The sequence below is a fragment of the Curtobacterium sp. MCPF17_001 genome (assembly GCF_003234615.1).
Taxonomy (GTDB): Bacteria; Actinomycetota; Actinomycetes; order Actinomycetales; family Microbacteriaceae; genus Curtobacterium.
Window position 1 is genome coordinate 111,313 of record NZ_QKSL01000003.1, and the last position, 25,692, is coordinate 137,004.

The following is a 25,692-nucleotide window of genomic DNA, read 5'->3' on the forward strand; positions in this document are numbered from 1 at the left end:
CGTGCCCGCGGAACGCTCCGGGTTCGTGCAGCGTGCGTGGCAGTCAGGTCTCCCGCGGATCCTCTCCGGCAGTGTCATCGGGCAGGGCGCGGTGCTCGCTGTCTCGCCGCTCCTGACGCGGCTCTACCAGCCGGCCGCCTTCGGTCTGCTCGCAGTGGTGACGGGCGTCAGCGCCGTCGTCGGCGCAGTGGCCACGCTCGGACTCGAGCGCGCGGTCCCGCTCCCGCGCAGTGGGACCGCGGCCCGGGTGCTGGTGACCTCGGCATGCATCGCCGTCGCTGTGTCAGGTGTGGTGACGACGCTCCTCACGTTCGGGTACCGGCGCGAACTGGGGACCGCCCTCTCGGCCCCGGCGCTGGTCGGCCTCTGGTGGATGATCCCCGTCGCGGTCGTCGCGATCGCGCTCCAGCGCATCGTCGCGGCGGTCCTGACCCGACGACGAGACCACGGTGCACTCGGCGCGCGCAACGCCCTGCAGGGCGTCGTGCAGGTCGTGGCGAGTGTCGCTCTGGCACCGGCGGGCGTCATCGGCTTGGTCATCGCACCGTCGGCCGGCCGGATCGCCGCGAGCATCGGTGGCCTCGGGTGGATGAGGCGTCCAACGTTCCGGCTCGTGTCGTGCCGCGTCGGACGACTCGTGCTCGGGCGCTTCCGCCGCTTCATCTGGGCGGCCCCGCTGTCCGCGCTCCTCAACGTGTCCGGTCAGCAGCTCCCCACACTGATGATCGCGTCCAGCGAGGGCGTGGTGGTGGCCGGGTTCGTCGGCCTCGCCGTCCGGGTCCTGGCCGCACCGGTCGGGGTCCTGACCGACGCGGTGGGCCAGTGGTTCACCGGCTCGTTCAGCGCCGTGCTCCGGACGGGGCGCGGAGACGTCCTGGCACTCGTCCTCCGGACCTCGGCCCGGACGGCGGTGCCGGCCGTGTGCGCTGCCGTCGTGATCGCGGTCGTCGCACCCACGGCCTTCGTCGTCGTGTTCGGCGACGAGTGGCTCCGTGCCGGCGAGATCGCGCGACTCCTCGTCGTCCTCTTCGCAGTACAGCTCTCGGTCTCACCGGTCTCACAGGCGCTGCCGCTCCTCGAACGTCAAGTAGCGCAGCTCGCCTGGGACGGCGGCCGATTCGTCCTCGTCGTCGGGGGCGTCGCCCTCGCGATCGCCCTCGACCTCGGGACCCTCGCACTCATCACCACGTACGTGGCGCTCTCGGTCACCGCGTACGCGGTGCTGTGGGTGCTCGTCGCAACGGCGGCGCGTCGCCACGACGCAGTCGCCACTCATCCACGACCCCGGAAGGAACTTCCATGCTCCCTCGAACGATGACCCCCCGCACCGCCGCCATCCTCGGTGTCACCTGCGGCGCACTGCTCCTCACCTCCTGCTCGACCGGCGGCGGCGAGCACCGGAGCGAGGGCACCGCGAAACCGTCCGCATCCGCATCCGCATCCGCGACGGCGCAGGCCACGACGTACAACGAATGCGTCGACGGAGCCGCTCAGGTGTCCGTCGAGAAGTCGTCCGGTCCCGTCACGGTCAGCGATTGCGACGGCATCAACATCATCACGTCCGGGCAGGCGTACCTGCTCGGTTCGGTGAAGGTGCTCACGGTGGAGGCGAGCAACGCGACCGTCGAGATCGGCCAGGCCGGTGTCCAGGAGATCGCCGTGCTCGGCTCCGGGAACACGATCACCTACACCGGTGACGCCCCGGAGATCACCGACGAGGGCGACGACAACACGGTGGACGCAGCCTGACCGAGGAAGCCCCGGCGTGTGCGCGCCGGGGCTTCCTTCCCAAGCACGTGTTATGCTGACATCTAAAGTATCAACTGCTCGACCAACCCGGAAGGTTCGTGGTGACCCCCCTCACTCGTGCGCTCGTCTTGCGCTGGTACTTCGCCGTCGGCGGAGCCCTCCTCGGATTCGTGGTGGCGATCGCGCTCTCATCCACGGTGACGCCCCAGTTCCGGGCGACGTCGAAGATCTGGATCTCGATCAGCGGTGATGCCGAGTCCTCGGCCCTCGACCTCGCGCAGGGCACGAACGCAGCGCAACAGCGGATCCACTCCTACCTGGACCTCGTCCCACAGCCCATCGTGTTGCAGCCGGTTATCGACGAGCTCCACCTCGACGTGAAGGCCTCGGAACTGGCCCGGTCCGTCTCTGCCACGTCGCCGACGGGGAGCGTCGTCATGCAGATCGCGGTGACCTCTCCGGACCGCCAGCGGGTGGCAGAGATCACCGACAGCATCGTGCGGAGCTTCTCGTCCGTCGTCCAGGACCGGCTCGACGCGAACGCGTCGGGTGTCGGTGTGACGGTCACCCAGACCTCGCCGGCGGCCCGTCCGACGACGCCCGTCGCACCGAGGACCCGTGCGAACGCTGCTCTCGGGGGAGCAGCCGGTGCCGGACTCGGTGTCCTCGCTGCCTTCCTGCGCTGGGCCCTCGACACCAAGGTCCGCGGGCGTGACGAGGTCCAGGAGCTCTGGGACCTCCCCGTCCTCGGCGACATCGGGTTCGACCCCGAGGCGTCGAAGCAGCCCCTCGTCCTCCGCGACGCGCGTGCCAGCGCGCGTGCAGAGGCGTTCCGGAGCCTCCGGACCAACGTGCAGTTCCTCGCGTCGCGGCCAGAGGGTGCGCGCACGCTCGCCATCACGAGTTCCCGGCCGTCCGAGGGCAAGACCACCACCGCCGCCAACCTGGCGGTCGCGTTGGCCGAGAGCGGCCTCCGTACCGTGGTCATCGATGCCGATCTCCGTCGGCCGAACCTGGCGAACGTCTTCGGCATCGAAGGGTCGGCAGGTCTCTCCGACATCCTGGTCGGGCGGGTCGAACTCGCCGACGTCCTGCAGCCCTGGGGTCGCGCCGGACTGAGCGTGATCCCCTCCGGGACGGTGCCGCCGAACCCGAGTGAACTCGTCGGGTCTCCAGCGTTCACCGCGCTGATCGAGGACGTCGCGGCGCTGTTCGACGTCGTCATCGTCGACACCCCACCGCTCGGGTCGGTGACGGACGCGGCACTCGTGTCGCGGGCCGTGCAGAACATGCTCCTGGTCGTGGCCTCCGGGCGAGTCCGACGAGCGGAGGTGTCCTCGTCGATCGAGTCACTCGCGACCGTGGGAGCTTCCGTCCAGGGCGTCGTGGTCACGATGGCGCGGAGTCGCGGCGCGCGAGACGCGTACGCCGTCTATGGGGCAGACGTGCCCCCGGAGACGCAGCGATCGCACCGCTCCGCTGTGCCGGGAAGCACGTCCGAGGTGACGCCGTGACCCGCCGCGCGGAACGACGACGCTGGTCCGCGACCGGCGGACGCGTCTTCGACATCGTGATCGCGACCGTGATCCTGATCGTCACCGCCTTCCCCCTGGCGGTCGCAACATTGGTGGTCGCCACCTGTCTCGGGCGGCCGGTGCTCTTCCGGCAGGAACGCATCGGGCTCCACGGGGCGCCGTTCACCATCGTCAAGCTCCGAACGATGCGACCGTTCGACCCCGCTCGCGGCCTCAGCACCGACGCGAGTCGACTGACGAGGTTCGGAGTGTTCCTGCGGGCTACCAGCATCGACGAGCTGCCGAGCCTCGTGAACGTCCTCCGCGGAGAGATGAGCATCGTCGGGCCGCGGCCGCTGCCGGTCACGTACGGTCCTCGCTTCACCGGGTCCGAGAAGCGGCGACACGAGGTCCGCCCCGGGCTGACCGGACTCGCGCAGGTGCACGGTCGCAACGCCTTGTCCTGGGAGGACCGCTTCCGACTCGACGTCGAGTACGTCGACCGCTGCTCGGTCCTCCTCGACTTCCGCATCCTGCTCCGGACGGCGGGTGTCGTCCTCCGTGCGCGCGGCATCACCGCGGCGGGCTGCGCCACGATGCACGAGCTCCGTCCCGAGCACGGCCCCGTCCCGGGCCCGGCGGTCCGCACGTGACGCGCCGCGTGGTGTGGATCCTCAACCACTACGTCGCGGAAGCGGCACGGGACGGCCGGACGTCCCGGCACGAGCAGTTCGCGCGGACCCTCGGCCAGCACGGTTGGCACTGCGTGCTGATCGGTGCCAGCACGGTCCACCCGTCGGGAGGGCAGACCTTCCCCCGGCTGCGGTTCCGCGAACACCGGCGGGAGGGGACGCACGAGGTCCTGCGGCTGCGGGGTGTGCGGTACCGGGGCCCGATCCGGCGCGTCCTCGACATGCTGCTCGTCACCCTCATCGCGCTCGCCCCGGGGACGACTCGCGGTCTCCCGCAGCCGGACGTCGTCGTCGGGAGCTCGTTCCACCCGCTCGCCGCCTGGGCCGCCGCACGGCTGGCCCGTCGGCGGGGTGCTCGGTTCGTCTTCGAGCCGCGCGACCTGTGGCCGGAGACGCTCGTCGCGTTCACCGACCTGTCCCAGCGGTCGCTCGTGGTGCGTGCCCTGCGGGCGATCGAAGCCGACGTGGTGCGACGGGCGGATGCGCTGGTGTCACCGCTCGCCCGGGCCGGGGACTACTACGCGGCCAGAGGACGACACCTGCCGTTCTCCTGGGTGTCCAACGGCACCGAGCCCTGGGACGAAGCCGAGCCCTGGGACGAAGCCGAACCCGTCCACCGCGAGCAGTTCGTCGTCACCTACCTCGGGAGCGTCGGCCGCGCCAACGCGCTCGATGCGGTCGTCGACGCCCTGGCGCACCCGACCGTCGCGACCCTCCCCACCCGGGTCGTGCTGCGGATCGTCGGTGACGGACCCGCCGTCGAGGGCCTCCGTCGACGGGCAGCCGACGGTCCGGCCTCCGAGCGCATCGAGTTCCTGGGCCGGCGGTCGCAACCAGCGGCGCGGGCGATCGGCCGCTCGTCCGACTGTCTGATCGCCAACATGGCGGACCTGCCGCTCTACCAGTGGGGCGTGTCCTTCAACAAGCTCTTCGAGTACGCCCGCATCGGCCGTCCCGTCGTCCTGGGCGCAGCCGGCCCGGTGCCCGTCTTCGACGACGGAAACGCCGTGCTCACCACCGCCGACGATGCGACCGCGCTCGCCGCAGGCATCGCCCGCACCGTCGAGATGGGGCCGACCAGGCGAGCCACCCTCGCCCGTCTCGCATCCGAACGGGCACGCGAGGCGTTCACGTACCCGGCCCTCACGGCGCGGTTCGCGGCTGCGCTCGATCGAGCGTGCTCGGTACGACCCGATGCCCTGCTCTCACATCCTCCGACAAGCAAGGAGAACGCACCGTGAAGGTCATGAGCGTCGTCGGCGCCCGCCCCCAGTTCGTCAAGCTCGCCGCCGTGGCCGATGCACTCGCAGGTCGCTGCGAGCACGTGATCGTCCACACCGGACAGCACTACGACGCCTCGATGTCGGACGTGTTCTTCGAGGACCTGGCGATCCCGGCCCCCGACCACCACCTCGCAGTCGGATCTGCTGCGCACGGCGCGCAGACCGGACGAATGCTCGAACACATCGAACAGGTGTGCCGCAGCGAACGACCGGACGCCGTCCTGGTCTACGGCGACACCAACTCGACGCTGGCGGGCGTGCTCGCCGCCGTGAAACTGCGCATCCCCACGGTGCACCTCGAGGCGGGGCTCCGCTCGTTCGCGCGGGACATGCCGGAGGAGATCAACCGGATCGCCACCGACCACACGGCCGACCTGTGCCTCGCACCGACCGCCACCGCGATGCGCCACCTCGAACGTGAGGGCCTCGCGGCGAGGAGCCGAATCGTCGGCGACGTGATGACGGACGTGCTCTTCGCGGTCCGCGACGCCGTCGCAGGGACCGCGCCGCGCCTCCCGGCCGGGATGGCATCGGACCCGTACGTCGTGGCGACCCTCCATCGCCCGTCGAACACGGACGACCCCGACCGACTCCGGAGCGTGCTCGACGGCCTCACCGACGTGGGGCGGCCCGTCCTGCTCCTGGCACACCCACGCCTGCGTGCCAGCGCAGAGCGATTCCGCGTCCGGCTCGACCGGCCGGGGATCATCGTCTCCGACCCGGTGAGTTACCCGGAGTTGGTCCGCACCGTGCGTGACAGCAGCGGAGTGGTGACGGACTCGGGTGGCTTGCAGAAGGAAGCCTTCCTGCTGCAGCGTCCGACGGTGACCGTTCGCGAGGAGACCGAATGGGTCGAGACGGTCGAGCTCGGATGGAACGCGCTCGTCGGGCACGATCCGTCGGCCATCGGCGCAGCCCTCGCCGGGCTCCCGGCACCGGAGGTCGACGCCGAACCCTACGGTGACGGCCGGAGCGCCGAGCGCGTCGCCGACGCGGTGCTCGAGCTCGCGGGGGGCGTCCGGTGACCCGCTTCGACATCGCGCACGTCTCGAGCGCGCATCCGTGGACGGACAACCGTGTCCACCTGCGGGAGGCGGCCGGGCTGGTCGCAGCGGGGTGGCGGGTGCTCCTCGTGGCCGTCGAGAGCGATCTCGAGGTCCCGGACACCGGAGTCGTCGTCCACACGATCCGCCGCCGTCGACGGTCGACCCGCGTGCTCCTCGGATCGGTCGAGGCGGTGTGGACCGGCTACCGGAGTGGTGCCGCGGTGCTGCACTTCCACGACCCGGAGCTCGTGTGGGCCGTACCATTGCTGCGGGCACTCGGGCGCCGCGTCGTCTTCGACGCCCACGAGGACCTGCCGAACCAGGTACTGAACAAGTCGTACCTCAGTCGTTCGGGCCGCCTGGTGGCGAAGGTGGCGGCGCACGCCGTCGTCCGGTGCGCTCGCTCCGCCGACCGCATCGTGGCCGCGACGGAGACCATCGCCAACCGCTTCCCGACACGGAAGACGGTCCTGGTGCGGAACTTCCCACGCCTCCGGGCGGAGGACGACCTGGTCACGGTTCGGGACCCGGCCGTCGCCTTCGTCGGCGCACTCGACGTCGACCGCGGGGCGCGGACGCTGGCCCGGGCCGTGCTCGACCCCGCCTTCCCGGACGGCTGGTTCCTCCGCCTCGCCGGTCCGGTGCGCCCGGCGGCCCTGCTCGAGGGGTTCCGCGAGGGCGTCGACAGTGGTCGGGTCGAACTGCACGGGCACGTGTCGCCCGGTCGCGCCCGCGACCTGTTGGCTCGATCCAGCATCGGCGTCGTGACCCTCCTGCCCACGCCGGCGCACCTCGACTGTCTCCCGACCAAGCTGTTCGAGAACATGGCCGCGGGCCTGGCCCTGGTCGTCTCGGACTTCCCGCTCTGGAGGCGCCTCCTGCGCGGGTACGACTGCGTCACCTTCGTGGACCCGTCCGACCCGGCTGCGATCGCGCGGGCGATCGCCTCGTACGCCTCGGACCCGGAGCGCTTGTCCGCCCACTCGGCGGTGGCTGCCCGCGCGGCTCGGGAGCAGTTCCACTGGGACGCGGAGGAAGCGGTCCTCGTGGCGATGTACCGGGGGCTGCTCGGGGCCCGGCCGCGGTGAGCGCGCTGTCCGTTCCGGTGGCCTCGCACATCACCGATGACGGTGGTCGCCGTGCAGCCGCCCGGTCGTGCGTGCGCGCGGTGCTGCTCGTCGTGCTGGTGGTCGCCTACTCGCTCGTCCTGCGGGTCGTGTACACGGGCCTCATCTCCGGACCGTTCGCGTACGCCGGGTACACCTCCGTCCCCCAGGCCTGGCAGGACGGAGTGGCCTCAACGATGCTCACCGCGATCGTCGCCCTCCTGCTGCCGCGCCGGATCACGTGCGCGTCGGACGTCGTGCTCTGGATGATGCTGGGGGTCTGCGTCGGGCCCGCCATCCTCATGTCCGGCTACACCGGGTACCTCGACCCGGCCGGTGCCGCCGCGTTCTCGATGCTGCTGGCAGTGGTGTTCTCCGCGGCGGCGCTGGCCGTCCGGTGGCGCCGCGACACCGGGAGTGCGCTGTCGACCGCTCCGGCGACGGCAGCGGACAGCATGCTCGTCGGGTCACGGGTGGTCCGACGGGAGACGCTCGCCTGGGTGCTGTGCGGGCTCTACTCACTCGGGACGTACGGTCTGATGGCGGTGACGACGGGCTTCCAGTTCCGCCTGGTCGCCCTCGACGAGGTGTACGACGTGCGTGCCGCCTACGCCGACGACCTCGCTGCCGGTGGGGGCCTCGGGTACCTCCTCAGCGGCCAGGCGTACGTGGTCAACGCCTACGTGATGATCCGGGCACTCGCGAAGCGGGCCTGGCCGCTGTTCGCCCTCGGGGTCGTCGGGCAGTACCTGCTCTACTCGACGACGGGGTTCAAGACCGTGCTGTTCTCGATCCCGGCGATGGTCGTGATCGCAGTCGTGCTGCGGCGCCGCCGTCCCCGGTCCGGCTTCCCGCTGCTGTTCGGACCCGTCGTGCTCATGGTCGGATCGGCCATCGTCGACGAGGCGCAGGGCGGCATCACCTGGACGTCGCTCTTCTCGCGACGGTTCATCGTCACCCCGGGACTGCTCACCTCGGTCTACGCCGACTACTTCTCGGAACACCCTGTCGCACTGTGGGCGAGGTCGTTCACACGGTTCTGGGTGACGTCGCCGTACGACACCACGCCGACGAAGACCATCGGGCAGTACATGTTGCCGGGGTCGAACGTCAACGCGAATGCGAACCTCTTCGCGGACGGGTACGCGAACCTCGGGGCGGTCGGGGTGGTCGTCATCGCTGCTGTCCTGGCGGCCTGGCTGCGTGTCCTCGACCGATGGAGCCGCGGACTCCCCGTGCCGGTCGTGGGGGTGCTCTTCGTGATGAGCGCGGTGACGCTGTCGAACACGTCGATCCTGACCGCGATGCTCTCCCACGGTCTGCTGGTCGCGACGCTCCTGGTGGCGGTGATGCCCCGCGGCGGTTGGGGTGTCCTGTCGCCGGGCGAGGCAAGTGCGCTGGGGAAGCCGGAACGCGGTCAGGCGCGGCGCTCGTTCCAGCGCCGCGCCTGACCGGCACCGTCTACCGTTCGGCGGCCGGCACCACGAAGAGGTCAGAGAGGAGCGTGACCGCTCCGCGGCGCTGTTCGATCCGGAACCGGAAGTCGTGCGCTCGGTAGTCGACGACGCGACGGAACGACCATCGCCCGTCTCCGTCCACCTGGCGGGTACCGGAGACGAGTTCCGTCCCCCAGTCGTTGACGACCCGGTAGCTGGCGTTCGCGCTCCCGGTGCCTTCGAAGAGGTTCTCCGTGCCGGGGACGACCGACTTCGTGAGCACGGTGACCGGCTCGAGTGACGTCGACCCGGTGACGAAGACCGGAGTCCGGGCTTCCCAACCGTCGGTGGCGAGCTGGAGGCGGAACTCGAACGACGTCGCTCCGTTCGAGACGACGCGATCGAATCGCCACCTGCCGTCGGAGTCGACCGTCGACGTGCCCGAGACGAGATCAGTTCCCCAGCGGTTGACGACGCGGTAGGCCGCTCCGCCCGGACCTGTCCCCTCGAACCGGTTCAGCAGGCCCGGCACCATGGTCGTGGTGCTGGTCGTGACGGACGGCGGGGAGACGACGGGCAATGAGACGGCACCGGAGGCCTCGGTGACGTCACCGGACGTCTGCACGAAGTGGAGCTCGAGTTCGGCGGCGTTGACCGGGACGGGGAGCACGGCCTGCCAGGAGCCGTCGGCGTGGACCACCGCGGCTGCCAGTCGGTTGCCGAAGTGGTCGTCGACCTCGAGTCCAGCGCCGGGGTGCCCCGATCCGCGCAGGATGTTGTCCCACCCCGCCACGAGTCGCTCGTTCCGGAGCGACACGGGGGTGAGCGTGGGGGCCGCCGCGATGGTGGTGGCGGTCGTGGCGGACGCCGCGAAGGTCCCCTGGTCGGTACGGCCGGTGGCGACCGTGGTGAGTGCCTCCGTCCCTGCGGGTGCGTCCGACGGCACCGTGACCGGCACCGCGAAGCGGATGACGGTGCCTGCGGGGAGCTGCCAGCCGGTGTCGGCCCACCGGTAGGTCAGGACGGTGTCGTCCTCTGTGCGCTCTCCGTCGACGAGCTGGTCCGCGGTGAACTGCCGCGTCTGGTCGGAACCTGGCAGCTGGTACTCGCCGCGGATGGCCGCTCCCGAGTCGAAGGTCGTCCCGGCGGGTGCGTCGAACCGCACGACGGAGCCGTCGCGCGGGGAAGTGGTCTCGACCGTGCTCCGGAGTCGTGCCTCCACCGTCGAGGTGTCCCCGCGGACGAGCGACGTGGCGGGACCGTCTACCCCGACCAGGACCTCATCGTTCTCGGGGATCGTGGTGGCGGTCGTCGCGCGCGTGTCAAACGGTCCCTGCAGCGCGTCGCCGTGCAGGTCCGCCGTGAGCGCACCGCGCTTGGCGACCGCATCGGCGGGTGTGTCGACGGTGACCGCCCATCCGAACCGCGTGCCGGGCGGTACCGACCAGGACGGCTGCGTCGTCCAGTGCCATCGGTACCGCGAACCGCCGTCGAGTCGTTCCCCGTCGGTCAGCGTCATGCCGTCCGTGTGCCGGACGCCGTCGTGTTCGTACCAGCCAGTCACCGTGGCCTGCCCGTCGGAGAACTGCGTTCCAGCAGGAGCGTCCACTTCGACCGCTCCGTCGACTGCGCTCACACGGGTCGTCGTCGAGGCCACGAAGGGGACGGACACTGATCCGCCGCGAGCCAGGGTGGTCTCCTCGCCGGCACCGCCCTCGACACCCGCCGCGACGCGCATCGTCGTCGAACCGCCCACACTCCACGGGGCGACACCGCCCGCGCGTGTTCCGGTCGCCAGGTAGGACAGGCGCCCGGTCACCGGTGCAGCGGCCGACACCTCGACGGGGATGGCGAACCGGAGCTGCACGCTCGTGTCAAAGTCCGCCGTGCCGCGGAGCGAGTACGTGGCTTGCGTCCGGTCACCGCTCACCCGGGCATCGGTCAGACGAAGCCGGCTCGTCGACAGCCACCTTGCCCACCCGGGGTTTCGGTACTGACCGAGTGCGTCGTTGTCCGCCGTTGGGAACGTGGTGCCCGCCGGTGCCGACACGGTGACGTCCCCCTCGACGGTGCCCGGGTGCCCACCGAGTTGCTCGAACCCGATGTCGATGGCGCCGGTCTCGCCGCGCTGGAGCACTGCGGTCCCCAGGTCGAGATCGACGGCGCGAGGAGCCGGGTCGGCATGGGTGGGTCCGCCCAGCATCGTAGCGAGCACCGTCGCCACCGCCGCAGCCATGTTGAATAGATATCGCATTCACTTGTTCCTTCCGATCGGATAGGAACACGGTAGCGAATTGACATTTCGCGCACAGGTTGAATATATCAGTGACGGCCCTCCCGGAGTAGGAGGGCCGTCACTGTCAGGGGTGGTGGTGTTCGGGTGTCACTCCGCGGTGGGGTTGACCACGAACGGGCCGGACTTCTTGGTGGCGCCGTTCTTGCTCTGCTCGATGAAGAACGTGAAGTTCTTCGCGTTCCAGGACACGACGCGGTCGAAGGTCCAGTTCCCGTCGCTGTCGACGGTGACCGGGTGGCCGAGCAGGTCGGTGCCGGAGGCGTTGACGATCTTCAGCGTGGCGTCCTTGGTGGCGGTGCCGGTGAAGGTGTTGTTCACGCCGAGGTTGACCGTGGCGGGGTCGGTGACCGTCGGGTCGACCAGGGAGGCGGCCGGGTCCTCGGGGTTGATCACGAAGGCGCCGGACTTCTTGGTGGCGCCGTTCTTGCTCTGCTCGATGAAGAACGTGAAGTTCTTCGCCGAACGGGACACGATGCGGTCGAAGGTCCAGTTGCCGTCGCTGTCGACGGTGACCGGGTGGCCGAGCAGGTCGGTGCCGGAGGCGTTGACGATCTTCAGCGTGGCGTCCTTGGTGGCGGTGCCGGTGAAGGTGTTGTTCACGCCGAGGTTGACCGTGGCGGGGTCGGTGACCGTCGGGTCGACCAGGGAGGCGGCCGGGTCCTCGGGGTTGATCACGAAGGCGCCGGACTTCTTGGTGGCGCCGTTCTTGCTCTGCTCGATGAAGAACGTGAAGTTCTTCGCGTTCCAGGACACGACGCGGTCGAAGGACCAGTGGCCGGTGCTGTCGACCGTGACCGGCGTGCCGAGCAGGTCGGTGCCCCAGGCGTTCACGATCTTGAGGGTCGCGTCCTTCGTCGCGGTTCCCTCGATCGTGTTCGTCGTGCCGGCGACGACGGAAGTGGATGTCACGGCAGCCGGGGTGAGCTCCGAGGTCTTGCCCGGGTTGATCGTGATCTCGGCATGGGTGCGGTTGTACCCCTTCGTGATGCCTTCCGCGACGAGCGTGTACTCGCGGTCCTCGAGGCCGGTGATCGGAATCAGGTAGGAGTTGGTGCCGGCCTTGCCGCTGTTGAGGACCTCGCTCTTGCCCTTCTCGTGGACGTTGATCTCGGTACCCGTCGGTGCAGACCCACGGACAGCGAGGGTGTCGCCTTCGCCCAGCTCGAAGCCGTCGCCCGGCGAGTTGATGGTGACACCGGGGCCGTAGTCGACATCGAGTTCGATGCGGCCGTTGTCCTGGCCGCGGATCTCCTGCCCGACGGTGAGGTTGTAGGCGCCGGGCATGTTCGGCGCATTGATCGGTGCCGTCCATTCGCCGGTGTCGCCGGTCGGGACCGTGACCAGGTCCGTCTCGCCGTGCTTGATCGTGACTCTCGTGTTCGGCTGCGCCGTTCCCGAGACCTGGACGACGGTGTCGACGCTCGCGTCGAAGGCGTACGTGGCGGTGACCGGTGCCACTTCGAGCTTGACGTCGACACTTGTGGTGCCGATCTCATCGCCGCCGTCGAACGCCGTGACGGAAACCGGAGTCGTGCCGAGCTTCAGCCCGGTGACGATCGCGGAGTACTTCCCGTCAACGACCGACACGTACCTCTGCTTCTCCGCGCCCTCCTCGTTCGTCCACTCGACCAGCACGTTCGTCGCGTCCTTCGGAGCCGATCCTGACACTGTCGCTGTCCCGGCATTGACATCAACATTCGACGACGAAGCCGTAACGCCCTCGAGGCTCGATGGGATGTTGACGAATTTGGAGGACGACGGCTTGGAGCTAGAGACGGGGAAGTACCAGACTTTCCCGGCATCCGAGCTTTGACGGGGTGCGGCGATATATCGTCCAGCTTTAGACAGCAGAAAGCCGTCATCGAGCGTCCACTTGGAATTATTCTTTCCGCAGGCCGCACCTGTCAAGAACCCAGCCCAAGGAGTGGGATGATTCTCGTGATGCTCGTAGAGGCATCGCTCGCCATCGTCTGCCTGGATATTCAACTCGAACCACTTCTTGCCGGACTCGTCCTGTTCGACGAAGACGGGTTCGATGAGCTTTGCAGCTGCCTCGGCTTCGGCGAGGGTGCTGTACCTGGTCAAATAGGTCTCGTTGGTGGTTTGGAAGTCTTTTTCAGAATTCTTCCAGATGAGTTTGAATCCAAACCCTGCATGAGTGCTGCTTGCGCTGGTTGCACTAGCCGAAGCGGCGCTTCCGAAACTCAGCCCGGTCAATACAGTGGCAGCAGCGAGCCCAGCGGCCCCGGCTGCGCGAAGTGTCTTCTTCATGTGAGAGGAGATGTCTTTCGGATGAGTGCCGTGTGATACGGCTACAACATGGACATATGAAATATTGCATGTGTCCGCTGAAAGCATCCCGAGTGTAAGGCCTACGCTTGACGTTGACTTGAGCCACCCCGGCGCAACTTCGCCTTCCCCCACTTGACCTCCCAGCCTCCGTGAGTAAAGTTGAGCGCAGCAGACGCAAGTCGGCGCAGACTTTGATCCACCACGAAAGGGAGCCCCATGGGACGTGCAGTAGGAATCGACCTCGGAACCACCAACTCGGTCGTCAGCGTGCTCGAGGGTGGCGAGCCCACCGTCATCGCGAACGCCGAGGGCCTCCGCACGACGCCGTCGATCGTGGCATTCACGAAGGACGGCGAGGTGCTCGTCGGCGAGACCGCGAAGCGCCAGGCCGTCACGAACGTCGACCGCACCATCGCGAGCGTCAAGCGCCACATCGGTACCGACTGGAAGGTCGACATCGACGGCAAGAGCTACACGCCGCAGGAGATCTCGGCCCGTACCCTCGGCAAGCTCAAGCGCGACGCCGAGCAGTACCTCGGTGAGGACGTCACCGACGCGGTCATCACGGTCCCGGCGTACTTCAACGACGCCGAGCGCCAGGCCACGAAGGACGCCGGTGAGATCGCCGGCCTCAACGTCCTCCGCATCATCAACGAGCCGACCGCGGCCGCGCTGGCGTACGGCCTCGACAAGGGCAAGGAAGACGAGCTCATCCTGGTCTTCGACCTCGGCGGCGGCACGTTCGACGTCTCCCTGCTCGAGGTGGGCAAGGACGACGACTTCTCCACGATCCAGGTCCGCTCGACCTCGGGCGACAACCGCCTGGGCGGCGACGACTGGGACCAGCGGATCGTCGACCACCTGGTCAAGAAGTTCAAGGACGAGCACGGCGTCGACCTGTCCACGGACAAGATCGCCAAGCAGCGCCTGAAGGAAGCCGCCGAGCAGGCGAAGAAGGAACTGTCGAGTCAGCTGAGCGCCAACATCCAGCTGCCGTACCTCACCCTCACGGCGAACGGCCCGCTGAACCTCGACGAGACCATCTCGCGCGCCCAGTTCGAGCAGATGACCTCCGACCTGCTCGACCGCACGAAGAAGCCCTTCAACGACGTCATCAAGGAGGCGGGCGTGTCGGTGAACGACATCGCGCACGTCGTCCTCGTCGGCGGCTCGACCCGCATGCCCGCCGTGGCCGAGGTCGTCAAGTCGCTGACCGGTGGCAAGTCGCCGAACCAGGGCGTCAACCCGGACGAGGTCGTCGCCGTCGGCGCCGCGCTGCAGGCTGGTGTCCTCAAGGGTGAGCGCAAGGACGTCCTGCTCATCGACGTCACCCCGCTCTCGCTCGGCATCGAGACCAAGGGCGGCCTGATGACGAAGCTCATCGACCGCAACACCGCGATCCCGACCAAGCGCAGCGAGACCTTCACGACCGCTGACTCGAACCAGCCGTCGGTCGCCATCCAGGTCTTCCAGGGCGAGCGCGACTTCACTCGCGACAACAAGGCGCTCGGCACCTTCGAGCTGACCGGCATCGCCCCGGCGCCCGCGGGCATCCCGCAGATCGAGGTCACGTTCGACATCGACGCCAACGGCATCGTGCACGTGTCCGCGAAGGACAAGGGCACCGGCAAGGAGCAGTCGATGGTCATCTCCGGCGGCTCGTCGCTGCCGAAGGAGGACATCGAGCGCATGGTCCGCGAGGCCGAGGAGCACGCCGCCGAGGACAAGGCCCGCCGCGAAGCCAGCGAGCGTCGCAACCAGGCCGAGCAGCTCGCGTACTCGATCGAGAAGCTCATCAAGGAGAACGACGAGAAGCTCCCCGCGGACGTCAAGTCCGAGGTGCAGGCCGACGTCGATGCGCTGAAGTCGGCCCTCGCGGGAGACGACGACGACGCGGTGAAGACCGCCTTCGACAAGCTGAACGAGTCGCAGGGCAAGATCGGCCAGGCCATCTACGCCCAGGACCAGTCGGCTGCCGCCGCCGGTCCGGAAGCGGGCGCGGAGGGCCAGACCGCCGGTGACGACGAGGACATCGTCGACGCCGAGGTCGTGGACGACGAGGACGACAAGGACAAGAAGTAACCGATGGCTGACTCCAACAACGCTGACGGCAACGTGCACGACGACAACGTCGACGACGCCCGGGAGCCGCAGGTCGAGGGCGACGCCACCAACGCGACGGCACCCGAGGACCTGATCGAGGCCGAGGGCCCCGACGTCGAGGTCCCGACGGACGCGCCCGCTGCGGCGGACGGGGGTCCGACGGGCGGGAGCCCGGCGGACGACCTCAGCCCGGAGGACGAGGCCCTGCTCGCCGACGCCGCGTCCGGCATCGCCGAAGACCGCCTGTCCCCGTCCGACCGCGACCTGGTCGCCGAGATGCGCGCGGACATGCTCCGTGCGCAGGCCGAGCTGGTGAACTTCCGGAAGCGCGTCGAGCGCGACCGCGAGGCCAACCGCGAGGTGGCGATCGCCGAGGTGGTGCGTGCACTCCTCCCCGCGCTCGACGACCTGACCCGCGCCGAGGCGCACGGGGACCTGCCCGAGGGCCCCATGCAGGTCATCGGCCAGAAGATCCGCGCCGGGTTCGACAGGTTCAAGCTCGTGCAGATCGGTGAGAAGGGCGAGACTTTCGACCCGAACATCCACGAGGCGATCGTCCAGCTCCCGACACCGGGTGCCACCGGTCAGACGGTCGCGGACGTCGTCGAACCGGGCTACAAGCTCGGCGAGCGTGTGCTCCGTGCGGCCAAGGTCGCCGTGGCGGTCCCGGCCTGAGGGCCGGCATCGGAAGAGGGGAGGTGAGCCGTGGCCAGTCAGGACTGGTTCGACAAGGACTTCTACGCGGTCCTCGGGGTGTCCAAGGACGCCTCTGAGGCCGACCTGAAGAAGACCTACCGGAAGCTCGCGCGGCAGTACCACCCGGACTCCAACCCGGGTGACGCTGCTGCCGAGTCGAAGTTCAAGGAGATCAGCGAGGCGTACTCCGTGCTCTCCGACAAGGAGCAGCGCAAGGAGTACGACCAGGTCCGCGCGATGGGCTCCGGCGCCCGCTTCACGGCGGGCGGACCGGGCGGCCAGGGCGGCTTCGAGGACGTCTTCGGCGGCATGTTCGGCGGCGGCGGCCAGGGCGGGGGCGGACAGCGCGTCCGCTTCGGTCAGGGCGGCGGCGGTGCCGGCGGCTTCGAGGACATCCTCGGCGGCATGTTCGGCGGTGGCGGCTTCGGCCAGAACACCGGCGGCTTCCGTGGCTTCGGCGGCCCGACGAAGGGGCGCGACGTCACCGCGACGACGACGCTCGACCTCGCCACCGCCGTCGCCGGTGACACGGTCAAGCTCGCGCAGGGCAACGGCCGGCCGGTGAACGTCCGCATCCCCGCGGGCGTCGCCGACGGCCAGAAGATCCGGCTGCGCGGTCGTGGTGAGCAGAGCCGCGACGGCGGTGAGGCCGGTGACCTCGTGGTCACCGTCACGGTGCGGAAGCACCCGGTGTTCGAGCGAGACGGCCTCAACCTGCGGGTCGACGTGCCGGTCACCTTCGTGGAGGCCGCGCTCGGCGCGACGATCGAGGTCCCGACCCTCGGTGGCGCGCCGGTCAAGCTCCGCGTCGCGCCCGGCACGCCGTCCGGACGGGTCCTCCGCGTCAAGGGCCGCGGCGTCACGACCAAGAACGGCACGGGCGACCTGCTCGCCACCGTCCAGGTCGCGGTGCCGTCCCACCTGTCGGACAAGGCGCGCGAGGCGCTCGACGCCCTCGCCGCAGCCCTGCCCGACGAGGACCCGCGCGAGGACCTGCTCGCCAAGGCGCGCGGCTAGCGTCACGCACCACATCACCACCAGACCCGGCCGGGAGGCTCGGTGCGGCTCCGTCAGGAACCCGCACCGAGCCTCCCGTCAGTCCCGCTAGGAGCGCTCAGATGGCCGACATGGACGAGACCTCGCCCGTCTTCGCGATCGCGGTCGCCGCCGAGTTGGCGGAGATGCACCCGCAGACACTGCGGCAGTACGACCGGCTCGGCCTGGTCGTCCCCGGACGGACCCGCGGCGGGTCCCGTCGGTACTCGATGCGGGACGTCGCGCAGCTGCGGGAGATCGCGCGGCTGGGATCCGAGGGGGTGTCGCTGGAGGGGATCCGGCGTGTCCTGGACCTGGAGAACGAGAACCGCGCGCTCCGGACTCGGGTCCGGGAGCTCGAGCGCGCCCTCGCCGACCAGTTGATCAGCCGTCCGGGCGCTCGGGTGTTCGCCGCGACGACGACCGGGGCGGCGGTGCCGCTCCGTGCCGGGATGCGGCCGCAGCGCAACACGGCGGTCGTGCTCTACCGGCCCCAGCGCTGAGTGATATACCGAATTTGTAGCGCATTCTGATCCTCCCTACGGTGTGCCCTGGCTCGGACCGAGTCATGACACGAGGAGGAGTCCATGCGCATCACGACCACCGCGATGGCCGCCACGGCGGTCGTCGTCTCCGCACTGGTGGCCGGAGGGCCGGCGTCGGCGACGACGACATCGGCCCCGCCGGGATCGACCAGGACGGTCGCGAACACGCCGACGGGCGTCAGCCTGACGCCGATCGACGACCGGACCTACCGCGTCACCGGGAACCCACGCTGCGGGTTGTTCGAGACGACCTGTCAGATCCACGTCGGGAACGTCGGCGGTGACTACCACTGGGACGGCGGCACGTCGACCGCGACCTTCGCCGGGTGGCGGTACGGCGAGACCCGGACCCCCCGGTTCTGGACCTACGCCTGCCTGATCGGGTGCAAGAACTCGGCGACGGTGAGCAGCTCGCCGGTCACGCGGCCGTACCCGCAGCGGGCGATCACCGCGCAGGTCGCGTCGAAGGACGACTCGGGACGGATCGCTCGGATCACCGGAACGGCGATGGGGAAGGCGAGCATCCGGTTGAACGGACGTCAGGTCGCCACCGCGAGCGACGCCGGGACGGGGACGTGGGAGACGATCGTCACAGGGCTGCAGGTCGGGCAGAACACGCTGGTCTTCCAGCAGTACGTCGACGGGCAGTACCGGGACCAGACGTCGGTGACGGTGACGATCACCGACCCGGCGAAGCCGGGGCGGATCACCGGCAACGTCGGCACGGCGGACCTGCCGCGCGGTGCCACGACGACGGTGTACGCGGGCTACACCGCGCAGTCCGCCTTCACGACGCCCACCGGCACCCTGGTCTTCACGGCGCCCGAGGGCACCACGTTCGCGCCGGGCCAGGACCGGCAGACCGGTCAGTACCGGGACGGGACCACCTGGAAGGACTTCGGCGGCGACTCGCTCGTCAGCGGATCCCGCTCGGCCGACGGCAGGACGTACTCGTTCTCCCTCGGCAGCCGGAACTGGGCGATCGCCGCGGGTCAGCAGTTCCGGTTCGCGATGCGGATCGAGACGCCGATCGGCATCACGACGACGACGAGCTCGCTGCGGGGCACGCTCGCCGGTTCCGTCGCCGCGGGCACCTTCGACACGACCGCGACCGTGACGACCACGGTCACCGGCGCGGGCCTGCAGGCGACCGTGGAGGACGTCGACGTGGTGGACGGCACCGCGACCCTCGTCGGTACCGCACCGGCGGGCACGACGTCGGTGGAGGTCACCTGGAAGCGCGACGGCACCGAGGTCACCCGGTCGGTCACGCCCTCGTCGACCGGCTCCTGGAACTTCGGTCTCACCGGTCTGGCAGACGGGACGAACCCCGTCCACCTGGTCGCTCGGAAGGGCAGCGAAGAGGTCGCGAGCGTCGACGTCGACGTCCGGCTGGTCATCGCCGCGCTGACCGCTTCGGCCCAGTTCCCGGCGGACGTCTCGGAGCGTGCGACGGTGGCGGGACGAGGGCAGCCGGGCGCCCGGGTCGAGGTCCGGGACGGTGCCCGCGTCGTCGTCGGCACCACGGTCGGCGAGGACGGCAACTGGACGGTCTCGGTGCCGGCTCCGGGTCGCGGGGGCGTGTTCGCGCTCCAGGTCGTCCAGCGGGTCCGCAGCCAGGACACCGACACCGTGCCGGTGCGCCTGGACTACGGCGCGGCCGTGCGCATCACGTCCCCCGGCGACGGGTTCCTCGTGTCGCCCGTCTGGCCGGAGGTGCGGATCGCCGGGGTGGCCGCGCCGGGAGCTGCGATCGACCTCGGCGAACAGGGCGGGGTCGTCGACGGTCTCGGGCACACCGTCGCCGACGGCGACGGTCGTTGGGTCATCCGGACGCCGGCGCTCGAGGCCCGCGACCACGTGGTCGTGGCGACGGCGACGTCGAAGGGCGCGAACACGACGACCTCGAGCGTGCGGTTGGTCGCCGAGCGCTGACCGTCCTGACGCCCCGGCCGCGGTCGTCGACCTCGAGCGACGACCGCGGCCGGGGCTTCTGTCGCTCAGGTGTCCGGCGTCAGGCGCCAGTCGTCAGGCGTCGGGCGGAGGGTCGAGCAGGGCGCGGAGTGCGCTGGGGGACGACGAGCACGGCGGGACGCCGGTCGGCGCCTCGTCCGACGGGGCGCAACGCGTTCGCCGTGCCCCCGGACGACGCGCACGGACGGCATCGATCACCGCTCGCATGCACTCACCGCACACGGTCAGCGGTCCGTCCGGTCTGCTCCGGTGCGCTGCCCGTCGTCGACCTGCGGGCTGCTGCGGTCCGGGTCCGGCAGCATGTGGACAGCCCAGGTGGCGCGCTCGGCGAGTCGACCGTCCCTGCTGTCCACCGCGATCCGGAGCGCGACGACGCCGTTCCGGATGTGTTCCCACGGCAGCGACTCGTGCAGACGGTCGCTGCGCAGCCGGAAGGTCAGGCCGTCGAGTGACGCGCGGAGCGCCGCCGACAGCATCGGGTTCCGGCATTCGCTGATGAACGTCCGGTAGACCGGGGTCGCCGCGTCCGCCGTCGCCCGCCAGCCCGGTGTCTGCATGCAGTCGAGCAGGACCCCGAGTCGTCGGAACAGCGCGGCGCGGTTCTGGTCGCTGAGCGTCGGGACGGAGACGCGCACCAGTCCGCCGAACAGCAGCCCGAGGGCCTGCAGCGCCGGCAGGACGTCCTCGTCCCGCGGGACGGCGACCCGCGTGTACCGGTTCGCGCAGAACTCGACCAGCCCCAGGCGGTCGAGGTCGGCGAGGGCCTCGCGGACCGGCGTCCGGGAGCACCCGAGCCGCTCGGCCAGTTCGTCGTCGTCCAACCGGTCGCCCGGGCGCAGCCGCCCGCTCATGATCTCGCTGCGGAGCCGGTCACGGGCGACGTCGCGGAGCAGCTTCCTCGTCCCGGCCCTGGGTCGCGGTGCGAACATCTACCCCTCCCGCTGCGTCCTGGAGCCGGTGGACCCGACCTCCCCTGAGCGTAGGAGTCCTGCTCACACTTGTCGCGTGTGATATACCGGACGCCGTTGCGACCTGCGCACGCGACGGCCCGGCCGGGGGAGGGCCGGGGTGGCGTCGGTACGCTCGGGGACATGTCCGCTTCCGACTTCGTCGACCACTTCCGGCGCCACCCCCGGGAACAGGGACCGGACCTCATCGCCATCGACGGCACCGATCGGTTCCTGCTCGACGAGGCTCCGCACGTGCACGGCGACGCGCTCCGCCATCCTGGTGCCGTCACGGTCGTCGACGACCGGTACGGAGTCCTCACGCTCGGGGTGCTCGCGCTGCACGGCGCGAGCGACGTCCGGGTGGTGCAGGACTCGCTCGTCGGGGAACGCGCGCTGGAAGCGAGCGCCGGGACCTTCGGACGTCGCGGGTTCCACCACCCGGAGGGGTTCGAGGAGTCGTTCCGGGACGCCCGGCTCGTCCTGCTCCGGCTCACCAAGTCGCACGACCGGCTCGACGAGGTCGCCCGCGCGGTCGCCCGGTACGCGGCACCGGACGTGGTGCTGCTGTGCGGTGGCCGGACCAAGTACATGTCGCTGTCGCAGAACGACGTCCTCCGCCGGTCCTTCGGTGAGGTCGTGGCGAGTCGAGGGCGCGGGAAGTCACGCCTGCTCATCGCCTCCGACCCGTTGCGCGCGGCTGCTGCCCGTGCCGACGTCACCGATCCCTGGCCGCGCCGCGTGCACCAGGACGAGCTCGGGATCACGGTCGCCGCTCACGGTGGCGTGTTCGCCGGTGCGACGCTCGACCTGGGGACCCGGGTGCTCCTCGACGCGCTCGACGACGCCGTCCCGGAGGCCCGCCAGGTCGTCGACCTCGGCTGCGGCAACGGGGTGATCGCCACCGTGGTGGCTCGACGACGCCCGCGGGTGCACGTCGTCGCGACGGACGTGTCGGCCGCGGCCGTCGCCTCCACACGGATGACCGCGGACCTGAACGGCGTCGGGGACCGGGTGCGCACCGTCCGGAGCGACGCCGGCGACGAACTCGACGAGGACAGCGCCGACCTGGTGCTCTGCAACCCGCCCTTCCACGCGGACACGACGGTGTCGACCGACGCGGCGGAGGCGATGTTCCGGAACGCGGCGTCGGTGCTGCGCGCCGGTGGCGAGCTCTGGACGGTGTGGAACTCGCACCTGCGGTACCGACCGGTGCTCGAGCGGGTCGTCGGACCGACCCGGCAGGTCGTGCGCACCGCGAGGTTCACCGTGACTGCGTCGGTCGCGCAGCCCTGATCGGGCGGACCCCGAGGAGCCAGCACGCCAGACGTGGTGAGTCACCGGCACGGGAGGCCCGGATGACGGACGACGGCCCCGTCCTGCGTCGGCAGGACGGGGCCGTTGCAACCGGTCAGCGTCAGATGGTGACGGTGACCTGGGTCGAGAGCCCGCCCGAGACGATCGTGAGGACGTGCTCGCCCGCGGTCAGGCCGGTCACCGTCAGGTGCCCGGAGCCGTCCGCGCCGATGGTGCCGTAGGCGAGGAGGTTGCCGTCGGCGTCCTCCGCCTGCAGCCCGCCGATGCCGGAGGCCGGGCCCCAGGCGTCGATCTCGGCGCTGCCGGTCAGCGCGCTGGAGCTGACGACCGCGGCCGTCACCTGGTCGGACGGGTGCGCTCCGTCACCGATCACGACGTCCTGCTCCGCCGAACGGTCGCCGTTCGTCGAGGTGACGTGCGCCGTCGTGGTCGTCGCCGCCGGTGCCGGCACGACGACGCTCGCCAGGCCCTGGTCCCCGATCGTGGCGCGCTCGGTCACGCCGTTCGCGACGACGGTGACCTCCGTGCCCTCGGCGCCGGAGAGGCCGAGTACCACGTCGGCGTCATCGAGGCGCGTCGTGCTGACCTGGACCTCGGCCGGGGCCGGGGCCTCGTCGCCGTCGCCGGGCTGTTCGCCCTCGCCGGAGCCCGGCTCCTCGCCGGCATCCGTGTCGTAGTGCAGCGTGTACGGGGAGGACGCCCAGTTGCCGCCCTGCTCCTGGTACTGCACCGAGAGCGTGTTCACGCCCGCACGGAGGTCCTCGTCGAAGGTGAGCCGGAAGTCGCCCTCGGCGTCGGAGGACCCGGACGCGTACGTCGTGCCGTTCTCGTCCTGCACCGAGATGCGGCGGTACGAGCCGACCGTGGCACCCTCGATCGTCGGCCGCGGGTCGGTGACCGTCGAACCATCGGCCGGCGTCGTGATCCGGAAGGCATCGGTCCGTGCGACGCGGGTGACCTCCTGGGTGACACGCTTCGTCCAGCTGCCGTCGGGGTTCTCGAACGAGACGGCGATGTCGTTGCCGCCGAGCTGGAGCGTGCCCTCGAGGGTGACCTCCCAGCTTCCGTCGGCGTCGGCGGTCGCGACCCCGAGCGTCTCGCCGCTCGCGGTCTGGACGGCGACGCGACCGTCGGGGCGGCCGTGGCCGGTGAAGGTCGGCTGCGCCGTCCGGACCGTCGCACCGGCGGCGGGGCTCGTGACGTCGTAGACCGGCGCCTGGGCCTCGCCGGAGCCGTCGCCGGGTGCGGGGGTCTCTTCGCCCGAGCCGTCGCCGGGTGCGGGGGTCTCTTCGCCCGAGCCGGCTTCGGAGTCAGTGGACGCCAGGGCCCAGTTGCTCGTTGCGAACTCGTCGTGGTCGTGGGTGTCCGCCGGGATCGCGTCGTTCACCGTGCGGACGAAGGCCTGCTCGGCGGTGGCGCCGCCCGGGATCCGGATCCGGAAGCTGCCGTCGGTGTCCGTGTCCGTCTCGGTGAGCACGGAGGTGCGGTCGATCGAGGACTCGACCCGGGCCTCCCGGTTGGTGTGCCCGGCCACGACAAGGTCGTCGCCGTCCCGGGTCACCGACTCGATGGTCGGTGTCGCGGCGTACGCGTCGAGTTCCGCCTGGGTGGGCGTGCTGTAGGTGCCGTTCGCCTTCACGACGGCTGCCGTGATCGTCTGCGGACCGGAGACGAGCGGTTCGAGCTCGCAGCTGTAGAGGTTCGGTCGGTCCGCCGCCGCCGAGCCGATGCAGAGCACGTTCCCGGACGCATCGACGATCTTCAGCGTGCCGTTCGCGACGGTGCTCGTGACCTGGGCCTCCGGGATGGCCTGGCTGGTGACGAACAGGCGGTTGCCGTTCCGCTCGTCCTGGGCGGCCACCCCCTGGATCTTCGCGATGCTGGTGCGGCTGTCCGTGATCGGGCGCTCGGCGGTCGCACCCGGGATCGCGGGGGCGTCCGACGATGCGGTCGCGGCGGAGGCGACGGCCGGGACGAAGCCGGCGGCGAGCACGATGCCGAAGGCTGCTCCGGCGGTGGCTCGGTTGATCTTGCGCATGGTTTCCTTCCTGTCCACGCGGAGCGCATGGACAGGCTGTATGTTGCATGCAATATGCTGGTGATATCTCGAATGCAATGCGCATCCGCGCACGTCGCCGGAACGCACGAAAGCCCCGACCATCGGGCCGGGGCTCTCCTCGTTCCGCGATGGATCAGGCCGGGACGAAGTCGAACGTGTCGGGGTCGGGGCCCGTGCGGTGCCCCTTGTCGAGCGTCGAGATGTCGGTCATGTCCTCGTCCGAGAGCTCGAAGTCGAAGATCGCGAAGTTCTCCTCGACGCGCGAACGGGTGACCGACTTCGGGAACACGATGTCGCCGCGCTGGATGTGCCAGCGGAGGACCACCTGTGCCGGCGTCTTGCCCGTGGCACCGGCGATGCGGGTGATGGTCTCGTCGTCGAGCACGAGGCCCTGCGCGATCGGTGACCAGGCCTCGGTCGCGATGCCGAGCTCGGTGTCCACCGCGCGCAGCTCGTCCTGCGTCAGGTACGGGTGCACCTCGATCTGGTTCACGGCGGGCGTCACGGTCGTCTCGGCGATGAGTCGGCGCAGGTGGTGCGCCTGGAAGTTCGAGACGCCGATCGAGCGAGCGGTGCCGGCGGCGTAGAGCTCCTCGAGCGCCTTCCACGTCGGGACGAAGTCCGAGACGGTCGGCAGCGGCCAGTGGATGAGGAACAGGTCGGTGTAGCCACCGAGCAGCTCGGCCGACTTCCTGCCGTTCTCCAGGGCTGCTTCGGGAGCGTGGAAGCCGTTGTTCAGCTTCGAGGTGACGAAGATCTCCGAGCGGTCGATGCCGGATTCGGCGATGGCCTCGCCGACCTCCTTCTCGTTGCCGTACATCTCGGCGGTGTCGATGTGGCGGTAGCCGACCTCGAGCGCGGCGAGGGTCGCTGCCTTCGTCTCGGAGGGGTCGATCTGGAAGACGCCGAAGCCGAGCTGCGGGATCGTGCGTCCGTCGTTGAGCGTGATGTTCGGAACGGTCATGCCTCCAGACAACACCCGTGGCCCCACGAGTCGTCCCCGGGTTCCCAGGCGGGCTGGTCCGTCCCGGTGCTACTCGAGCGCGGCGGTGATGTAGGCGGCCAACGCCTGCGCGTAGGAGATCGCCGGGTCGACGGCCGCGAAGGAGCGGTCTTCGCCGGCGATCACGGCCGTCACCGTCCACACCGTCCGGTCGTCCGTCCCGGACCCACGGGTGAGCCCCACGAACGACGGACCGAGGAGTTCCCGGAGCTGGTCCTCCCGGGGCAGCCACAGCGACTCGGCGGCCGAGACCGAGTCGAGCGCCCACTCCGTCGTCCCGTTGAAGCCCAGGAACGTCCCGGTCGGGTGGTCGTGCCGCTCGACGGTCATCTCCGACACCGTGTAGACGTCGTCGTCGACCCCCGGCTTGTCGATCACGAAGCGGTCGCCGGTCTCCGGGTGCCACCGGAGACCGGCGTCACGCAGGGAGCGGGCGAGTTCGACACTGATCATGCGCCCCAGCCTGGCACTCGACCGTCGGAGTCGACCGGGAGGCGCGGGGCCGGGATCGCGCTCTCCTCGCGCACTCGGGACGACGTGGACCGGTTCCGGACCTGGATGACGGACAGCCGTACTAGCATCACCGAGCATCCCGCGTG

General features: G+C 70.1%; 22 protein-coding genes. 16 read left to right on the forward strand and 6 right to left on the reverse strand.

All coding sequences use genetic code 11. The features are described 5' to 3' along the window. Position 1: 1 nt before the first annotated feature. From DEJ24_RS04480 to DEJ24_RS04515, 8 genes are all read left to right on the forward strand, one after another. Positions 2–1,318, forward strand: coding sequence for a lipopolysaccharide biosynthesis protein (locus DEJ24_RS04480; RefSeq protein ID WP_181432823.1), 1,317 nt, complete (start codon positions 2–4; stop codon positions 1,316–1,318). Next, positions 1,300–1,749, forward strand: a complete 450-nt coding sequence (locus tag DEJ24_RS04485; protein ID WP_146242555.1) for a DUF3060 domain-containing protein — start codon at positions 1,300–1,302, stop codon at positions 1,747–1,749. Before DEJ24_RS04480 ends, DEJ24_RS04485 begins: the two co-directional genes overlap by 19 nt. A gap of 101 nt (positions 1,750–1,850) precedes the next feature. Beyond that, positions 1,851–3,263 (forward strand): polysaccharide biosynthesis tyrosine autokinase, encoded by a 1,413-nt coding sequence (locus tag DEJ24_RS04490; protein WP_111077462.1) that lies wholly within the window; start codon positions 1,851–1,853, stop codon positions 3,261–3,263. Next, positions 3,260–3,916, forward strand: a complete 657-nt coding sequence (locus tag DEJ24_RS04495; RefSeq protein WP_220034457.1) for a sugar transferase — start codon at positions 3,260–3,262, stop codon at positions 3,914–3,916. The genes DEJ24_RS04490 and DEJ24_RS04495 overlap by 4 nt, the downstream gene beginning before the upstream one ends. Next, positions 3,913–5,196, forward strand: a complete 1,284-nt coding sequence (locus DEJ24_RS04500) for a glycosyltransferase (RefSeq protein ID WP_111077463.1) — start codon at positions 3,913–3,915, stop codon at positions 5,194–5,196. The genes DEJ24_RS04495 and DEJ24_RS04500 overlap by 4 nt, the downstream gene beginning before the upstream one ends. Before the next feature lie 5 nt (positions 5,197–5,201). Continuing rightward, the gene (gene wecB / locus DEJ24_RS04505; protein ID WP_309147005.1) at positions 5,202–6,263 is read left to right on the forward strand and encodes a non-hydrolyzing UDP-N-acetylglucosamine 2-epimerase; all 1,062 of its coding nucleotides are present in this window, start codon (positions 5,202–5,204) and stop codon (positions 6,261–6,263) included. Next, the gene (locus DEJ24_RS04510; RefSeq protein WP_111077465.1) at positions 6,260–7,372 is read left to right on the forward strand and encodes a glycosyltransferase family 4 protein; all 1,113 of its coding nucleotides are present in this window, start codon (positions 6,260–6,262) and stop codon (positions 7,370–7,372) included. Before wecB ends, DEJ24_RS04510 begins: the two co-directional genes overlap by 4 nt. Beyond that, positions 7,369–8,841: a hypothetical protein gene (locus tag DEJ24_RS04515; RefSeq protein WP_146242556.1), complete on the forward strand. Its 1,473-nt coding sequence runs from the start codon at positions 7,369–7,371 to the stop codon at positions 8,839–8,841. Before DEJ24_RS04510 ends, DEJ24_RS04515 begins: the two co-directional genes overlap by 4 nt. Before the next feature lie 10 nt (positions 8,842–8,851). On the opposite strand, the gene DEJ24_RS16785 is transcribed toward DEJ24_RS04515, so the two are convergent. Together DEJ24_RS16785 and DEJ24_RS04525 are read right to left on the reverse strand one after the other, a co-directional pair. Beyond that, positions 8,852–11,080, reverse strand: coding sequence for a hypothetical protein (locus tag DEJ24_RS16785; RefSeq protein WP_181432822.1), 2,229 nt, complete (start codon positions 11,078–11,080; stop codon positions 8,852–8,854). 129 nt (positions 11,081–11,209) lie between these two features. Continuing rightward, positions 11,210–12,709 (reverse strand): hypothetical protein, encoded by a 1,500-nt coding sequence (locus DEJ24_RS04525; RefSeq protein ID WP_146245924.1) that lies wholly within the window; start codon positions 12,707–12,709, stop codon positions 11,210–11,212. On the opposite strand from DEJ24_RS04525, the gene DEJ24_RS16525 reads away from it, so the two are divergent. The 7 genes from DEJ24_RS16525 to DEJ24_RS04550 all read left to right on the forward strand — a co-directional run bounded on the left by DEJ24_RS16525 (position 12,672) and on the right by DEJ24_RS04550 (position 19,728). Further along, on the forward strand, positions 12,672–12,935 hold the full coding sequence (locus tag DEJ24_RS16525) for a hypothetical protein (protein ID WP_146245925.1): 264 nt from the start codon (positions 12,672–12,674) through the stop codon (positions 12,933–12,935). The two genes, DEJ24_RS04525 and DEJ24_RS16525, sit on opposite strands and share 38 nt — an antisense overlap. Before the next feature lie 116 nt (positions 12,936–13,051). Then, complete coding sequence (locus DEJ24_RS16530; protein ID WP_146245926.1) at positions 13,052–13,429, forward strand: hypothetical protein; 378 nt, start codon at positions 13,052–13,054, stop codon at positions 13,427–13,429. A gap of 201 nt (positions 13,430–13,630) precedes the next feature. After that, complete coding sequence (gene dnaK / locus DEJ24_RS04530) at positions 13,631–15,496, forward strand: molecular chaperone DnaK (protein WP_110903752.1); 1,866 nt, start codon at positions 13,631–13,633, stop codon at positions 15,494–15,496. Positions 15,497–15,499: 3 nt separating this feature from the next. Then, positions 15,500–16,192, forward strand: coding sequence for a nucleotide exchange factor GrpE (locus DEJ24_RS17165; RefSeq protein ID WP_258374538.1), 693 nt, complete (start codon positions 15,500–15,502; stop codon positions 16,190–16,192). 30 nt (positions 16,193–16,222) lie between these two features. Then, positions 16,223–17,230 carry a DnaJ C-terminal domain-containing protein gene (locus DEJ24_RS04540; RefSeq protein WP_111077468.1) on the forward strand — a complete coding sequence of 336 codons (1,008 nt, stop codon included), beginning with the start codon at positions 16,223–16,225 and terminating at the stop codon, positions 17,228–17,230. 110 nt (positions 17,231–17,340) lie between these two features. Continuing rightward, entirely contained in the window at positions 17,341–17,751 is a 411-nt protein-coding gene (locus DEJ24_RS04545) for a heat shock protein transcriptional repressor HspR (protein ID WP_110903820.1), read from the forward strand. An 84-nt stretch (positions 17,752–17,835) separates the two neighbouring features. Then, a complete protein-coding gene (locus DEJ24_RS04550; RefSeq protein WP_111077469.1) occupies positions 17,836–19,728 on the forward strand; it encodes a hypothetical protein in 1,893 nt (630 codons plus the stop codon). A 263-nt stretch (positions 19,729–19,991) separates the two neighbouring features. On the opposite strand, the gene DEJ24_RS04555 is transcribed toward DEJ24_RS04550, so the two are convergent. Beyond that, positions 19,992–20,696 carry a GntR family transcriptional regulator gene (locus DEJ24_RS04555; RefSeq protein WP_111077470.1) on the reverse strand — a complete coding sequence of 235 codons (705 nt, stop codon included), beginning with the start codon at positions 20,694–20,696 and terminating at the stop codon, positions 19,992–19,994. A gap of 162 nt (positions 20,697–20,858) precedes the next feature. On the opposite strand from DEJ24_RS04555, the gene DEJ24_RS04560 reads away from it, so the two are divergent. Continuing rightward, a complete protein-coding gene (locus DEJ24_RS04560; RefSeq protein WP_111077471.1) occupies positions 20,859–22,010 on the forward strand; it encodes a class I SAM-dependent methyltransferase in 1,152 nt (383 codons plus the stop codon). 121 nt (positions 22,011–22,131) lie between these two features. On the opposite strand, the gene DEJ24_RS04565 is transcribed toward DEJ24_RS04560, so the two are convergent. The 3 genes from DEJ24_RS04565 to DEJ24_RS04575 form a co-directional block, all read right to left on the reverse strand. After that, on the reverse strand, positions 22,132–24,069 hold the full coding sequence (locus DEJ24_RS04565; RefSeq protein WP_111077472.1) for an Ig-like domain-containing protein: 1,938 nt from the start codon (positions 24,067–24,069) through the stop codon (positions 22,132–22,134). 154 nt (positions 24,070–24,223) lie between these two features. Then, complete coding sequence (locus DEJ24_RS04570) at positions 24,224–25,054, reverse strand: aldo/keto reductase (protein WP_110903746.1); 831 nt, start codon at positions 25,052–25,054, stop codon at positions 24,224–24,226. A gap of 69 nt (positions 25,055–25,123) precedes the next feature. Further along, a complete protein-coding gene (locus tag DEJ24_RS04575) occupies positions 25,124–25,546 on the reverse strand; it encodes a pilus assembly protein CpaE (protein ID WP_111077473.1) in 423 nt (140 codons plus the stop codon). Positions 25,547–25,692: the final 146 nt, after the last annotated feature.